The sequence below is a fragment of the Halarcobacter mediterraneus genome (assembly GCF_004116625.1).
Classification (GTDB): Bacteria; Campylobacterota; Campylobacteria; order Campylobacterales; family Arcobacteraceae; genus Halarcobacter; species Halarcobacter mediterraneus.
In genome coordinates, this window is sequence record NZ_NXIE01000006.1 from 110,718 (window position 1) to 125,084 (window position 14,367).

Sequence of the window (14,367 nt, forward strand, 5' to 3'; positions counted from 1 at the left end):
GATTATTCATGAATAACAATTCTATCTCTACCATCTTGTTTTGCTTGATATAAAGCATCATCAGCTAGTCTAAAAGCTTCTTTAAAACTTTTTGATTTATGAGGTTCCAAATTAATACCCATGGATACGGTAACTTTTATTTTTTTATTTTTTAAAACATTAAAAGTATTATTTCTTACTTTATTAAATATTCTATTTATTGCACTTAAGTTATTATCTTCATCTGTATATTGTTTTTTAGATAAAATTATAAACTCTTCCCCACCATATCTTATAATAATATCATCTTTTAATCGTATAGATTCTAACATTATTGACCCAACTTCTTTTAAAATTAAATCTCCAACTTGATGTCCAAAAGTATCATTGATTTTTTTAAAATAATCAATATCCAAAACAGCTAAAGTATAGTCTTCTAGATTAATTTTATTTTCATTTCTTTGTAGATAATTACGATTATATACATTTGTTAATGAATCAACATAAGCTATTTTATTAATTGAATAATATTTAATTGTTTGTATTATTAAAATAAGAATGAAAAAGATAATCCCTATATTTATGGCAATAATTATATCTTTAACTAAAATAATAACCTCATTAATATCTTTAGCTTTATCTATAGAAAAGTCTAAAACAAGTAATAATTCTACTTCATTATTATTTAAAATTGGTTCAATAAAAGTAACAGATAATTGATGAAGTAATGGTTGCTTAATCAAAACTGTTTTTTTACTAATGTAAACATCATCCCATTTTGAACTTTCCACATCAAACTTCTGATTTATAAATGCTTTTTCACCTTTTTTTGCACCATCTGCTAAAAATCTATATATGCCTTTTTCATCTTTATAAAGTAAATATACATATTTGATATTATTAGTTATTAAAAGAGAGATTTCATCTTCAATATCTTTTTGTAAAGAAGTTGATTTTTTTATTTTATTAATATAATTAGAAGAGTCATTTAGTTTACTAGCAATTGATTTTGATGTATTTTTAACTATCTGAATAATATCTACTGTAGCAATTTCAAAAACTTTTTTTTCAAAATTATTCTCAAATTTATTAACTGAAGAAAGAATAAAAAAAAGTAATATTGAGATAAATGAAAAAATAAATATTAAAAAAAATCTATTAGAGAAAATACTTTTAAACATCACTATAAGTCCTCAATATATCGTTCATATTCTCTAGGTAAATAAATATTTTTTTGAGATAACCTACTTTTTACTAAAACTATATTAGGTCTACTTTTACTCCAAAAAAAAGCACCTAGAAAGGTTTTGTCAGATAGTAGCTTTTTATAATTATTTGTCAAGATATAAGAATTTTTACCTTTTTTCTGACATTTATGCGATTTTGAATACTTAACAAATACAAAGTTTGCTTCAGAACAAAGCTTTGTAACTTTGACAAAAGAAGAGTAAACTTTATAATCTAAAGATTTCATCCCTGGTATATATAATATTACTGGTTTGTTAACTAAAATATCTTTTGCTATCTTTACAACAATTTTTGCCTCTAATTCTGTTTCTTTTTGATATTTATCTAAAAGATAAGTATAATTATCTGCTTTTATGAAACAAACCATAAAGCTTATTATCAATAAATACCTAATCAAAACAGCCACCTAATACCAAAAATGAATTTTCTATTATAATCATTTATAGAAATATTATCACCACCAATTCCATTGTTAAATAAAGAACTTGTAGGTTTATTTAGCAGATTTTGACCTTTTAAATTAATACTTAAATTTTTAGTATAGTTATAAGTAAAACCCATATTTAGATTATAACTATTTGCTACATCTAAATCTAAAAACTTATAAGCACTTTTATATATTAAAGAAGTAAAGTAACTGAACCTTTCATATTTAGTACTATATTTAAGATATCCACCTTCATAAGAGTTTGTAGAATTTCTATTTAAATTATTTTTATAATAGTTTAGTTTTATTTTACTTTTTTTATCAATTTTGTATTCATATTCTAAAATCACTCCATTTGTTTTAACAGCATCTTCAATATTTATAAATCCAATTGGAGAATTATAAGCAAAATCATCTATTTTAACCCTATAATAATCAATATTAAATTTAGAATTGCCAAAGGCTAAAACACTTTCAAAATTAAAATACTTATACTTTTGAGTCTTAAAAGTATTCTCACTTTTTTCTTTAAAGTCTATATTAAAAAAATTTGGAGCTAAATAACTTCTTGTATAAAAAGTTTTAAAGCCTAAATACTCTGTAGGAAGATATATTCCCCCAAATCTATATAAATATTCTACATCATTTTCAAGAGTAGAACCTTTTCTTTCGTATTTACTAATTTTATAGTTAGCAATTAAATGTAAATTTTCTTTTAATTTAAAATCTTCTTCAATCATAAAAGAATAAATATTTTCTTTATTATAATCTGTATAATCACTAATATTTGATTTTTGATTTAAGAAGTTAATACTTTCTCTATTATTTACTTTATATTTTTTAGTTGCAACATTTAACGCAGAATAAATTTTATGCCTATCAAGAAAAAACTTTTTTGAAAGAGAGGCTTCTACTTTTGTAAACTTCAAGTCTTCATTATAATACTTAGGCATAGTTTCATTTATATTTTTTAAATCAATAATAGGAACTAAAAATAAACCTTCTTTATTAGATTCTTCATATTTGTAATTATTAACATCATAAGAAATTGTCGATTTAAACGTTTTATCTTCTGATAAATAATTAGTTAAATGTAGAAAGAAATTCTTTGATTCTAAAAGTCCATCATCAGGCATAAAATCTGAGGAATATCCTGTATAAACATCTTTTTGAAGATTTGTATATCCCATATCAAAATTAATATACTCTGAATTTAGATTGAAAAAAAGATATTGTGAATTTTTATCATTTTTTAAATTGTTTTTATCAAAACTATTTTTTGGAAAATCATTATTATTAGTTAAATGAAATAGATAAGTCCAACCATTTTCTAAAATACTAGAGTGTGTAATACTTTGAGAGTTAGAACTCTTATTTGATTGAGAGAGATATAATTCATTACCATTTTCTTTCTTTGCACTTTTTGTATAAACTCTTATAAACTGAACACCCGTTGCATTTCCTAAATTAAAAGAACCTTCCCCATAGTAAATTTCAATATGGTCAATTAAAGAAATAGGCATTTCTGACCAAGATAAAGAAGGAGATTGATTATAAATAGAACTAACTTCGTGATCATTTATATAAAGTCTAAAAAAACCCGTAACATCAGTTTTTGTTCCTGGTAATGAAATTGTATTTAATCCCATTTTATTTATATTCAAATTATTTGCAGGTAATTCTTTTAATACATCACTAAGATTTTCATACTGCATTAATTCTAATTCTTCTTTTGTATAAACAATTACATAACCCATTTTTTCATCAATTGTTTCAAGAGAATTTTTAGAAGATTTTTCATACTCTTTTAATAAATTACTTAAAGTAGATGCATTTAGTACAGAGAAAAAAGAGATAAGTAAAAAAACAAATATTTTCATAAATTACCTAATTAGTATTTAATTATATAATATTATAGTATCAATCAGTTGGTAATTAGCTAAAGTGCACTTCATTCTATTTTACAATTAAATCATTTTTTATGAGAATTTCATATATTCTCTGATATTATTTATAACATAATATCATATTAAGAGAGTAACAGATGAACATCAAAAGTTTAGATGAAGGAAAATTAAATTTATTTAATCATTATTGGGAAAATTCAGCAGATAATATGTTCTTAGCAACACTAGATGAAGATACTGGGGATTTTATAGTTGAAGAAATAAACCCTTCTCAACAAAAAGATTTAGGAATAGAAGAAAATATAAAGCACAAAAAGATAAAAGACTTAATTGGAGATGAAAAAGCTAAAGATTTAAAAGAAAAATACTTAAAATGTTTAGAAAAAAAATCTCCTATGATGGAAGATGAAACTATTGAAATTAATGGAGAAAAAAGGTTTTATAATACTATGATTATTCCTGTAAATGATCAAGCAACAGGACAAAAACACATTATTGGTATTTCAAGAGATTTAACAGATGTAATTAATACAAAAGAAAAACTACAAAAACTAAGTAAAGAAATTGATACTCTAACAAATGAAAAAAACAATAACTTCGAAGAAACTCAAAATAATATAAAGATGTTAGCATTTAATGACCCTTTAACAGGCATAGGGAATAGAAGATATTTAAATGACCATGCAATTAAAACTATCTCTTTAGCACATAGATATGATAGTTGCTTAACATTTATGGTTTTAGATATTGATAACTTAAATGAAATAAATAAAAAACATGGACATACTTTTGGAGATACAGTTATAAAAGAAATTGCAGAACTACTTAAAGCAAGTATTAGAGAATCTGATATTTTATCAAGGTATTCAGGTGAAGAATTTTTATTATTACTACCAATGACATCATTAGAAGCTGCTCAAATATTAGGAGAAAGACTATTAGATAAAGTTAGAGCTTTAGACTTTAGCACTTATGATAAATTTGAAGTTTCAATTACTGCAAGTATAGGTATCTCTGCATTAAATGAACCACAAGACAACTTAGATATTTTATTACAAAAAACATATAATGCTTTAGATAAAGCAAAAGAGTATGGTAAGAATCAAATGGTTTCTTACATTAGTGAAAGTTCTTATAAAATACACACTTGATTTTTTCCATTGTCCTTAGCTTTATACATAGCTTCATCTGCTCTTGCTATAAGTTTTTCTAAGCTATCAGATTCTTCTAATAGTGTAAGTCCAAAACTTGCACTAATCTCTTGACTTACAATTTTTTTTAGTTTTATATCTGCTTGAATTAAAACTCTTAATTTTTCAGTGATTTTTCTAGAACTTTCTAAATTAGAATCTACTAAAGTAATAATAAATTCTTCTCCACCCCATCTTGCTAATAAATCTGTTTTTCTTATTTCTGACTTTAAAATTTCTGCAACTCTTTTTAAAACTTTATCCCCTACTTCATGTCCATATTTATCATTTAAATCTTTAAAATTATCAATATCAATAAAAACAAGAGAAATATCATTTTTTCTTCTTTTATAAATATTCAAATGATAATTTAGCTTTTCTTCAAAATCTCTTCTATTTGATACATTTGTTAAAGTATCATTATTAGATAAAAACTATAACTTGTTGCTATAGTTTTTAATAATAAAATATATAATAGTAGCAATAATAAAGGTTATTAATAGAGAAACAAAAAGATTAAAATATAATATTTTTTTTACATCATAAGTAAAATCTTCTAAATTAGCTTTTACAGTTAAATATAAATCTAACTCTGGAATATATTTTGTATTTAAAATATATTGTTCTAATCCTTTTGAATACTCCAATAAAACAGATTTTTTAGATAAAATCAGATTTTTATATTTTTTTAATTCCACTATTTCATCAATATTTTTTTCTTTTGTTATTTCCCTTTCTGCTAAAACTATATCTCCTTGACTATTATAAAAAGTCACAATAAAATTATGTTTTTTTCTAAATTTTTTTAATAAATCATCAATATATGAAATCTTTAAAGCTAAACCAGTAACTCCAATAAGATTTAAATCCTTATCAAGTATCTTATAATTAATAAACATAATTAAACTATTTGATAAATATTTATTAAAATCTAAATTAATTTCATGTTTTTTTTCAGTAGAAAGAAAATTAAAATACCAGTTGTTCGCTGCATTATCTTTATTTAAAACCTCTAAAAAACCATTTTGAGTATAATATTTTTTTGTTTTCTCAGAAACTAAAAAAGCATTAAACATATGGTATTTATTTTTTATATTTTCTAAATATCTAGAAATTTTATTAACATTATGTTCTTCATTTACTAACCAATCTTGTAAAAAAGTATCATTTGCCATCATTGAAGAAACTAAATAAGGTTGAATTATATGTTTTTGAATATCTGAATAAATATTATCTAAAGATAAAGGCAAAGATTGATTTTTTAAATGCTTTTGTGCCGACTCCAAAGAAACATAATAATTAACAGTTGAAATACTCAAAGAAAGTATTACTAATAATATTGTTATAAAAAAGACAACTTTGTATTTTGATTTCATGTATATCCAAATTTAATATTTTTTGAATATTATCAAAAAACAAATTAATTAAAAATCAATTTTTATGATAATAATTATTAATTTAAGTTAAATAAGTTATAATTACATTTTAATTAAAATCAAAAAAATTTTAAAGAATACTTATGATAAAAGAAAAATCAACTAATAATAAAGAAAGAATCAAAAAAAGTCTTTATTTCTCAGCAGGACTAACTGTAGTAAGCTCTTTTTTTACTGATAAAAACATAGGTAAAAAAATTAATACAGCTTCAGCACTAAGTACTGTAGGTTTAGCAACTTGGTATTTATTTTTAAATAAAGAATCAACAAAAAAAGAAATAGAAGAATCTACTACTGATAAATTAGCTATTCATTTACATACTTTTTATATAGAATTTTCTATAAAAGGTATTCTTACAAAAAAAGAGTTTAACGCTTTTGAAGAAAAAATTGAAAGTTTATTAAAACTTTACTCAATACCTAAAATAAATATTCTTATAGATATTACAGAAAGTGAAGGTATTGAAATCAAATCTTTATGGGATGACTTCTTATTTTCTATTAGGCATTTCAAGGAAATTAATAAAGTTTCAATTGTAGGAAATAATAAATTTGAAGAATATACTATAAAGGTTACAAATAAAATTATTTCTAAAGAAATTATGTATTTTGAAACATTTGATGAAGCACATAAGTGGCTATTAAAATAACTTTATTTATATTTATATTAAGAACAAATAAAGTTGATTCGTATTATCATTTTAATATTAATTGATGATACCAATTATTATGATTAATTCAAAGGTATTATTAAAAAAAGGTTACAAAATGGAAGAATTATTTTTAGTTATACTTACTATCTTTGCATTATATTATCTTTATAAAAAAACATTTAAAAATAGTGGTTGTAATTGTGGAAGTGCTGATTGTAGTAGTAAAAAGAAAGATTAATGATAAAAAGAGAAGATATTATTCAAATTAAAGACTTATCTCATAGTTATGGAGAAAAAATTATCTATGATAAACTTAATTTAAATATCAAAGAAGGTTCGATTTACGGTATTTTAGGTAAAAATGGTGTTGGGAAGTCTACTTTAATTAATATTTTAATGGGATATTTAAAACCCAAAAATGGTGAATGCCTAATTTTTGGAGAACCTTCGCATAATCTTTCCACAAAGACAAAAGAGAATATTGCATTATTACATGAAGGCTTTGTTGCTTATGACTATATGACTATTAAAGAATATGAAAAATTTTATGCTCCCTTCTATGAAAAGTGGAATAGTTCAGTTTTTTATGATTTAGTCGATTTAATGAAATTAAACTATAATCAAAAACTTTCAACACTATCATTTGGTCAAAAATCTCAAGTAGTTTTAGGGGCAATATTTGCTCAAGATGCAAAACTTTTGATTCTTGATGATTATTCAATGGGTCTTGATGCTGGATACAGAAAACTTTTTATTGATTATTTAAAAGATTATGTAAAAAACACTAATAAAACAATTTTAATTACTTCTCATGTAATGGGTGATTTAGTTGGACTTATAAATGATATAGCAATTGTTCAAAGAGGTGGAATAGTACATCAAGACACTATGGATAATTTTATATCAAACTTTAAATGCTATAAACTAAACAATGAAGAAATTGATAAAACAAAAATACATAGAATCGAAGAATATAAAGGAAATAAAAAACTTTATACTTTTGAGACAATTGAAAATTTAGAAGAAATTCAAACAGATTTTGAAGATAAATTTCTTGGTTTTGTAGGAAAATATTAAAATGATAAATTCTATAATAAAAAAAGAATGGCTAAAAATAAAACCTATATTTTTTATTCTAAATGGAATAGCCTTTACTCTTCTTGGGAACTTTTGGTATAACTTAAATTTCTCATTTAAAACAGTAGAACCTGAATCAATGATGTGGTACAGATTTACAAGTTTAGAACAAAAACCCTATGAATATCTTTTTTACTTATATTTACTAATAGGTTTATCTATTTCAGTTTTTCAATTCGTTCCTGAAAAAATTAGAAATAGAATAAAAATAATGTCACATCTACCAATTTCAATGTCAAAATCTTTATTTTTACATTTATTTATTGGTATTTTTTATATCTTTATCTTATCTATAGGATTTAGTCTAGCCCTTATTTTTATCATATCACAATATTATCCTAATGAAATATTATTGGTTTCTATAAAAGATATAAGCTTCTACTTTTTAGGTTCAATTATTATTTACTTAACTATAAGTAGTTCTATTATTGAAAAAAATCTACTTATAAGTAGTTTGAAACTATTTATTGGTATTTTATTTATCTTTATATTCCAAAAAAGTATTTTCACAAGTATTGACTTAATCTGGATACCAATTGCAATACTTATGTTTTTTATAACATTAGATAGTTTTTATAGTATAAAAGAGCAAAGGCTTACAAACACTTTATTTAGGCTCTTAAGCTTTTTATCTATTGTTATAGTGATTTACTTATCATTTGATATGTATAAAAGTAAATATAAACATGATTTTAACAAGTATTATATTTTTTATTCACCTATCGTAAAAGATTTTGTATATCAAAAGAATTTTGGTGACCATCAATTTGAATATGGCATAAAAAACCAAGAAACATTTGATAGAACTAAATATGAATCATATTTACCTTTTGTATATTGGAGAAATTTGGATATACAAGGTAAATTACCAATAAAAATAGATAATGAAATATATGATAAGAAAACAATAAAAGAATCAAGACTTAGCTTTTCTTATAACCCTACTCTTTTAAAAAGACAAGAAGTTCAAATGTACCCTTTGCTCAATCCACATAGTAAAATTGGTATGATAAAATTTCCAGAAGAGATGATTGCCTTAAGAAAAAATGATATAAAAATATATAATTTTGATGAAAGACTAGATAAAAAATTAACTACTCAATTAAACAAATTACTTAAAACAAATAATGTATCTTTTCCAATCAAAGATATTTGGGGGAAAAGTACAAATATGAAACCTTTTGACTTAGGTTACTTCTTTTTAGACTCAAAAAATAAACTATTTAAATTAAATAGATATGACAATAAAATTCATTTACAAGAAGTAAATTATCCTAACAATATTCAAATAAGTTTTATGAAAATAAGTGAAAACAAAAAAAGAGAATTAGCAGGTTTTGCAATTGATAGTAAAAATGATTTTTATATTATTGATTATCAAACATTAAAATTTAGAAAAATTGAACTTAAAAATTTCAATTATAAAAAAATGAAACTTTTATTTATTTCAAACCCTAAGTATTACCTTGTTAGATATACAGACAATAAAAATTATTATGCTGTTGTATTTGATAAAAATTTTAAAAAAATTAAAGAAAATATTTTCCAATAAAGGATAAAAATGAATACTAAAATAACACCAACATTAGACACCCTATCAAAAGGACAGAAAGCAAAAATTAAAAAATTAAATGCCTCAGGTAAACTTTTACATAAGCTCCTGGATATGGGATTTGTCAAAAATGTTGAAATAGAAGTAATAAGAGAAGCTCCACTATATGATCCAATGGAAATTAAAATTCATGAATACTATTTAACACTTAGAAAAAGTGAAGCTAATCTTGTAGAAATAGAGGATAACAAATGAATAAGATAAAAGTAGCACTTGCTGGACAACCAAATTGTGGTAAGTCTACAATATTTAACCTAGTAAGTGGTATCGAACAGCATATTGCAAATTACCCAGGTGTTACAGTAGATAAAAAAACAGGTTTTTTCACCTACAAAGAAAATAGAGTTGAAATGGTTGATCTACCAGGAACATACTCTTTTAGTTCTTACTCTTTGGAAGAAAGAGTTGCTAAAGATTTTATTATAGATGAAAATCCAGATGTAATTGTAAATGTTGTTGATGCGTCAAATATAAAAAGAAATTTATATCTTACCTTTCAACTTTTAGAAATAGGAATTCCTGTTGTAGTAGTATTAAACATGATGGATGTTGCAAAAAGAAGAGGGATAGAAATTGATTCAAAAAAAATATCTCAAATGCTAAATTGTCCTGTAGTTGAAGCAAGTGGAGCAAAAGGTATTGGCGGAGAAGATATTATGACAAATATTGTAAATACTTTTTCTAAAAAAAACCAATATGAAGAATTCAAAATAAATTATGAAGAATTAGAACCACACATCTCGAATTTAGAAAATAAAATAGAAAATACACATCTTACTCAAAACAAAAGATGGCTTGCAATTAAAGCATTAGAAGGTGATACTCCAATAATTGAAAGATTAGAAAAAGAGTTTGATGATATTCAAGATTTTGTAAAAAAAGAAGAAAATAACTTTCATGAAAAATATGATAAAGATACTGTTTCATACTTAGCTTCTTTTAGATATGACTCAGCTGATATTATCTATCATAAAGCGATAAAAGAGAAAAATTTAGGAAAAGAAACATTAACAGATAAAGCTGATAAAATAGTATTAAATAGATTTTTAGCACTACCAATTTTAATTTTATTGATGTTTTTAGTTTATCAAATATCAATTGTATGGGGATATAAACTTACAGATTATACTTGGCCTATACTTGCAGCATTTAAAAATTTTGTAATTGATATACTTCCTGAAACAAATTTTATAGAAGTTCCATTATTAACAGATTTTGGTATTTGGATGGTAAATAGTGCAAATGCTTTAATGAATTATATTCCAATATTCTTTATTTTATTTGCCCTTATTGCAATAATGGAAGATGTAGGTTATATGCCAAGAATGGCTTTTATTTTGGATAGAGTATTTAGAAGATTTGGGCTTCATGGGCAATCCACTTTACCACTTGTATTAGGTGGTGCTATGGTTGGAGGTTGCGCTGTTCCTGGAGTAATGGCTACAAAAGGAATTGCAGATGAAAGAGCAAGAATGGCCACAATTCTTTCTGTTCCATATATGAATTGTCTAGCAAAGGTTCCATTCTACACATTATTACTAGGAGCTTTTTTCAAACCAGATATGGCAATAATGATGTTTTTTATCTCTACAGTAACACTATTTATTGCGATGATTGTTGCAAAATTTATTACAACTACTATTCTAAAAAATAGAGAAACTGCTCCATTTTTAATGGAACTTCCCCCTTATCATATGCCCACATTCAAGGGTGTTATAATTAGAGCAAGTCAAAGAGTTTGGGTTTATATTAAAAAAGTTGTAACTATCGTACTTGCAGTTGCAATAATTCTTTTTGCTATGCTTCAATTTCCTGGATTGAATGAAGAACAACAAGTAAAATATGATAAACAAGCAGAAAAAAGTATTAATACTTTTGATAAAAAAGCTCAAAAATCTAAATATTATTCAGAAGTTGATACAAAAGAAGAAGTATCAGCACTATTAAACTATTATGATGGTTATAGAGGGAAAAGAATGTCTACTACTTCGAAAGAAGGTGCAGCCTCTGTTGATGAAGAATATATAGCCTTAAATGAATCATTCTTTAAATTTATTAAACCTAAAAGAGATAAAGAGGCAAGAAAAATAAATAGAGCATTAAGAAAACTTTCGACACAAAGAAAACGTATATTAAGAAATATGAAAAATGAAAAAGTAGAAAATTCTCTTTTAGGAATGGCAGGAAGAGCAATTGAACCACTTACTCAATATGCAGGCTTTGATTGGAAAATTAATGTAGCATTCTTAAGTTCATTTGCTGCAAGAGAAAGTGCTGTTGCTACTTTAGGTTCTATATATGAAAATAATAAAGCAGATGATATGAGAGCTGAAGAAGCTTTGGCTTTAAATAGTGGATATACACCTCTTCATGCAGCTGCAATAATTATTTTTATGATATTAACTCCACCTTGTATTGCAACAATGATAGTTGTAAAGATGCAAACAAATAGTTATAAGTGGATGATATTTGCTATATTTTTTCCTGTATTTTTAGGAATTATAATATCTTCTATGATATTTACCTTTGGCTCACTTGCTCAACTTACAGGATTAGAAGCTATGACTTATTTTTATTTTACAGTCTTAAGTATAGCTATTATAATTGGACTATTCCCTAATAAAAATATAAATTGGAAAGGAGGATTAAAATCCAAAGTATAAAAAATAAAAACCACAACTTAAAATTTAATCAAATAAAAGGAGAAAAAAATGAAAAAGATTTTACTTAGTTTAGCTTTTGTAGCTAGTTCAATGTTTGCACATACTGCAATTATGAGTTGTTTTGATAATGGTGATGGAACTATTACTTGCGAAGGTGGTTTCAGTGATGGAAGTAGTGCTAGTGGTGTTAAATTTCATATTTTACAAGATGGTAAAGAAGTTTATAATACAAAAATGAATGAAGACAGTGAAGTAACATTTGAAAAACCATCAGGGGAATATACTGCAGTTTTTGATTCTGGAGAAGGTCATCAAGTACATGTAAAAGGTTCAGATATAACTGAATAATAAAAAATCAACCTTAAGATAACTTAAGGTTGATTATTATATGATATTAATTATCAATATCTTAAGGAGAATTTATGAATAAAACTATTTTAAGTACAGTAGTTGCAACAGCAGTTTTAGCAACAAGTGCATTTGCTCATTTTCAAATGCTTTATACTCCAAATACAGCATTAACAAAAGGTAAAACCATAGAATTAAGACATGTGTTTACTCATCCTTTTGCAGATGAACATACAATGGATATGGGAAAACAGCATGACAGTAAAAAACTAGCTGATGTTGAAGAATTTTATGTAATAAATAAAGGCAAAAAAACTGATTTAAAAAAGAGTTTAAAAGAAATTACTTTTAAAGGCAATCATAATTCAGGTCATGCTTATGCTTCTAAATACAAAGCAAGAAGAATGGGAGATCATATTTTAGTAATGAAACCAGCTCCATACTTTGAAGCAAATGAAGATGCATATATTCAACAAATCACTAAAACTATAGTTAATGTAGCAGGAGCACCTACTGATTGGGATGCAGAATTAGGTTTGAAAGCAGAAATTGTACCTTTAACTAAACCTTATTCTATTTGGGAAGGTGGAAGTTTCACAGGAATTGTAAAATCTAATGGGAAACCTGTACCTTTTGCAGAAATAGAAGTTGAATATTTAAATAGAGATGTTGATTTAAAAAATAATAAAATGGGAAAAGCTTATGTTAAAGCACCTCAGGACTCATTTGTTACAATGGGTATAAAAGCTAATAAAGATGGAGAATTTACCTTTTCAATTCCTAAGGCAGGGTTTTGGGGATTTTGCGCACTTGGTGCAGGTTCAGACAAAGAATATAAAGGTAAAGAACTAAGCCAAGATGCTGTTATTTGGGTAGAAGCAAAACCTATGAAATAATAAGACTATCTTATAAAAAACTTATTCAAAAATATATAGGAGATTCTCTCCTATATATAACTATTTAATTTATAAATTTCAAAAAAAATAAAATAAAATATTTAAATTTAAGTATTCACAAAGTTAAGAAACTATAGTATTCTTTTTCAATATTGATTATCAACATTATGCGAAAAGGATTACTACTTGAAAAATGTAACTGAACCAGAAAGATACTTTATAATTAGCGACTTTGAAGAAGGTTGGGGAATGGAAGAAGTACAATGTGAAGAACAACTTTATGACTATTGTGTTGAAGCATTATTTATTCCTGAAGATAAAATAGAAGAATTAAATATGAATGATTCTTATAGTTTAGAAGTTACACTTAACAATATAGAGCTTGAAGACTTAGGTGAAGACTGGTATGTAAATTTAATGAAAATATCAAAAGATAGTTAAAATAAACTCGCTTACTACGAGTTTATTTTTGTTCTTCAGTATTTTCTTCTATTCTTTTAACTTCTTTAGTTTTATTTTTTTTCGAATCATACAAGAATGTATGCCATAAAGCAAAACCACAAAAAGCAGCTCCTGCAATAACATGAGCTCTTTTTGCCGTCTTATTTTTCATAAAAAGAGATGTTGCAACAGTTACACCTAAGGTTGCTGTCATTCCTATTTTAGCTGCTTCTCTTTTTAACTCTGTATCAAATTCCATTTTTTATTTTCCTCTTTTTACGTTTTTGAATCTTCTTTGAAGTTTTCTCCAAAGTTTTCATTGTAATTGCTACAGTTAAAACACTTGCTAATGGTAATAAAAAAGGCATTATAAACTCCTGATAATAATTATCAATAATTATAGCTTGAAAAACTTTAAATATTTCTGATA

The 14,367-nt window shown here is 24.6% G+C and carries 15 protein-coding genes and 1 pseudogene; 10 read left to right on the plus strand and 6 right to left on the minus strand.

Going from position 1 to position 14,367, the window contains the following annotated elements:
* Positions 1-2 precede the first annotated feature (2 nt).
* From CP965_RS13035 to CP965_RS13045, 3 genes are read right to left on the minus strand one after another with little or no spacing between them, the layout of a single operon-like run.
* Positions 3-1,160, minus strand: a complete 1,158-nt coding sequence (locus CP965_RS13035) for a GGDEF domain-containing protein (RefSeq protein ID WP_129062553.1) — start codon at positions 1,158-1,160, stop codon at positions 3-5.
* A 2-nt stretch (positions 1,161-1,162) separates the two neighbouring features.
* Positions 1,163-1,624, minus strand: a complete 462-nt coding sequence (locus tag CP965_RS13040) for a hypothetical protein (RefSeq protein ID WP_164971032.1) — start codon at positions 1,622-1,624, stop codon at positions 1,163-1,165.
* Positions 1,621-3,534, minus strand: coding sequence for a TonB-dependent receptor plug domain-containing protein (locus tag CP965_RS13045; RefSeq protein ID WP_129062555.1), 1,914 nt, complete (start codon positions 3,532-3,534; stop codon positions 1,621-1,623). Before CP965_RS13045 ends, CP965_RS13040 begins: the two co-directional genes overlap by 4 nt.
* A gap of 164 nt (positions 3,535-3,698) precedes the next feature.
* On the opposite strand from CP965_RS13045, the gene CP965_RS13050 reads away from it, so the two are divergent.
* Positions 3,699-4,712 (plus strand): GGDEF domain-containing protein, encoded by a 1,014-nt coding sequence (locus CP965_RS13050; RefSeq protein ID WP_129062556.1) that lies wholly within the window; start codon positions 3,699-3,701, stop codon positions 4,710-4,712.
* On the opposite strand, the pseudogene CP965_RS14365 reads toward CP965_RS13050, so the two are convergent.
* Positions 4,694-5,119, minus strand: a pseudogene (locus CP965_RS14365) (GGDEF domain-containing protein); the annotation flags it as partial. The gene CP965_RS13050 and the pseudogene CP965_RS14365 overlap by 19 nt on opposite strands.
* A gap of 66 nt (positions 5,120-5,185) precedes the next feature.
* Positions 5,186-6,127: a cache domain-containing protein gene (locus CP965_RS14370; protein WP_228712731.1), complete on the minus strand. Its 942-nt coding sequence runs from the start codon at positions 6,125-6,127 to the stop codon at positions 5,186-5,188.
* A gap of 143 nt (positions 6,128-6,270) precedes the next feature.
* On the opposite strand from CP965_RS14370, the gene CP965_RS13060 reads away from it, so the two are divergent.
* From CP965_RS13060 to CP965_RS13100, 9 genes are all read left to right on the plus strand, one after another.
* A complete protein-coding gene (locus tag CP965_RS13060) occupies positions 6,271-6,837 on the plus strand; it encodes a SpoIIAA family protein (protein ID WP_129062557.1) in 567 nt (188 codons plus the stop codon).
* A 118-nt stretch (positions 6,838-6,955) separates the two neighbouring features.
* Positions 6,956-7,078, plus strand: coding sequence for a FeoB-associated Cys-rich membrane protein (locus CP965_RS13065; RefSeq protein ID WP_129062558.1), 123 nt, complete (start codon positions 6,956-6,958; stop codon positions 7,076-7,078).
* Positions 7,078-7,917 carry an ABC transporter ATP-binding protein gene (locus tag CP965_RS13070; protein WP_228712732.1) on the plus strand — a complete coding sequence of 280 codons (840 nt, stop codon included), beginning with the start codon at positions 7,078-7,080 and terminating at the stop codon, positions 7,915-7,917. Before CP965_RS13065 ends, CP965_RS13070 begins: the two co-directional genes overlap by 1 nt.
* A 1-nt stretch (position 7,918) precedes the next feature.
* Positions 7,919-9,529 (plus strand): DUF4857 domain-containing protein, encoded by a 1,611-nt coding sequence (locus CP965_RS13075; protein ID WP_129062559.1) that lies wholly within the window; start codon positions 7,919-7,921, stop codon positions 9,527-9,529.
* 9 nt (positions 9,530-9,538) lie between these two features.
* Positions 9,539-9,784 carry a FeoA family protein gene (locus CP965_RS13080; protein WP_129062560.1) on the plus strand — a complete coding sequence of 82 codons (246 nt, stop codon included), beginning with the start codon at positions 9,539-9,541 and terminating at the stop codon, positions 9,782-9,784.
* Positions 9,781-12,252, plus strand: coding sequence for a ferrous iron transport protein B (gene feoB, locus CP965_RS13085; RefSeq protein ID WP_129062561.1), 2,472 nt, complete (start codon positions 9,781-9,783; stop codon positions 12,250-12,252). Before CP965_RS13080 ends, feoB begins: the two co-directional genes overlap by 4 nt.
* A 48-nt stretch (positions 12,253-12,300) precedes the next feature.
* Positions 12,301-12,600: a hypothetical protein gene (locus tag CP965_RS13090; protein WP_129062562.1), complete on the plus strand. Its 300-nt coding sequence runs from the start codon at positions 12,301-12,303 to the stop codon at positions 12,598-12,600.
* Positions 12,601-12,674: 74 nt separating this feature from the next.
* Positions 12,675-13,496, plus strand: coding sequence for a DUF4198 domain-containing protein (locus tag CP965_RS13095; RefSeq protein WP_129062563.1), 822 nt, complete (start codon positions 12,675-12,677; stop codon positions 13,494-13,496).
* 186 nt (positions 13,497-13,682) lie between these two features.
* Complete coding sequence (locus CP965_RS13100) at positions 13,683-13,937, plus strand: hypothetical protein (protein WP_206732306.1); 255 nt, start codon at positions 13,683-13,685, stop codon at positions 13,935-13,937.
* A 22-nt stretch (positions 13,938-13,959) separates the two neighbouring features.
* Here CP965_RS13100 and CP965_RS13105 read toward each other — a convergent pair whose 3' ends face one another.
* Complete coding sequence (locus CP965_RS13105) at positions 13,960-14,196, minus strand: hypothetical protein (protein ID WP_129062564.1); 237 nt, start codon at positions 14,194-14,196, stop codon at positions 13,960-13,962.
* Positions 14,197-14,367: the final 171 nt, after the last annotated feature.

Excerpts from the sequence above, each read along its gene's own strand:
- CP965_RS13035 (WP_129062553.1), bottom strand. The coding sequence starts at position 1,160 with ATGTTTAAAAGTATTTTCTCTAATAGATTTTTTTTAATATTTATTTTT.
- CP965_RS13045 (WP_129062555.1), bottom strand. The coding sequence starts at position 3,534 with ATGAAAATATTTGTTTTTTTACTTATCTCTTTTTTCTCTGTACTAAAT.
- CP965_RS13050 (WP_129062556.1), top strand. The coding sequence starts at position 3,699 with ATGAACATCAAAAGTTTAGATGAAGGAAAATTAAATTTATTTAATCAT.
- CP965_RS14370 (WP_228712731.1), bottom strand. The coding sequence starts at position 6,127 with ATGAAATCAAAATACAAAGTTGTCTTTTTTATAACAATATTATTAGTA.
- CP965_RS13060 (WP_129062557.1), top strand. The coding sequence starts at position 6,271 with ATGATAAAAGAAAAATCAACTAATAATAAAGAAAGAATCAAAAAAAGT.
- CP965_RS13065 (WP_129062558.1), top strand. The coding sequence starts at position 6,956 with ATGGAAGAATTATTTTTAGTTATACTTACTATCTTTGCATTATATTAT.
- CP965_RS13070 (WP_228712732.1), top strand. The coding sequence starts at position 7,078 with ATGATAAAAAGAGAAGATATTATTCAAATTAAAGACTTATCTCATAGT.
- CP965_RS13075 (WP_129062559.1), top strand. The coding sequence starts at position 7,919 with ATGATAAATTCTATAATAAAAAAAGAATGGCTAAAAATAAAACCTATA.
- CP965_RS13080 (WP_129062560.1), top strand. The coding sequence starts at position 9,539 with ATGAATACTAAAATAACACCAACATTAGACACCCTATCAAAAGGACAG.
- feoB (WP_129062561.1), top strand. The coding sequence starts at position 9,781 with ATGAATAAGATAAAAGTAGCACTTGCTGGACAACCAAATTGTGGTAAG.
- CP965_RS13090 (WP_129062562.1), top strand. The coding sequence starts at position 12,301 with ATGAAAAAGATTTTACTTAGTTTAGCTTTTGTAGCTAGTTCAATGTTT.
- CP965_RS13095 (WP_129062563.1), top strand. The coding sequence starts at position 12,675 with ATGAATAAAACTATTTTAAGTACAGTAGTTGCAACAGCAGTTTTAGCA.
- CP965_RS13105 (WP_129062564.1), bottom strand. The coding sequence starts at position 14,196 with ATGGAATTTGATACAGAGTTAAAAAGAGAAGCAGCTAAAATAGGAATG.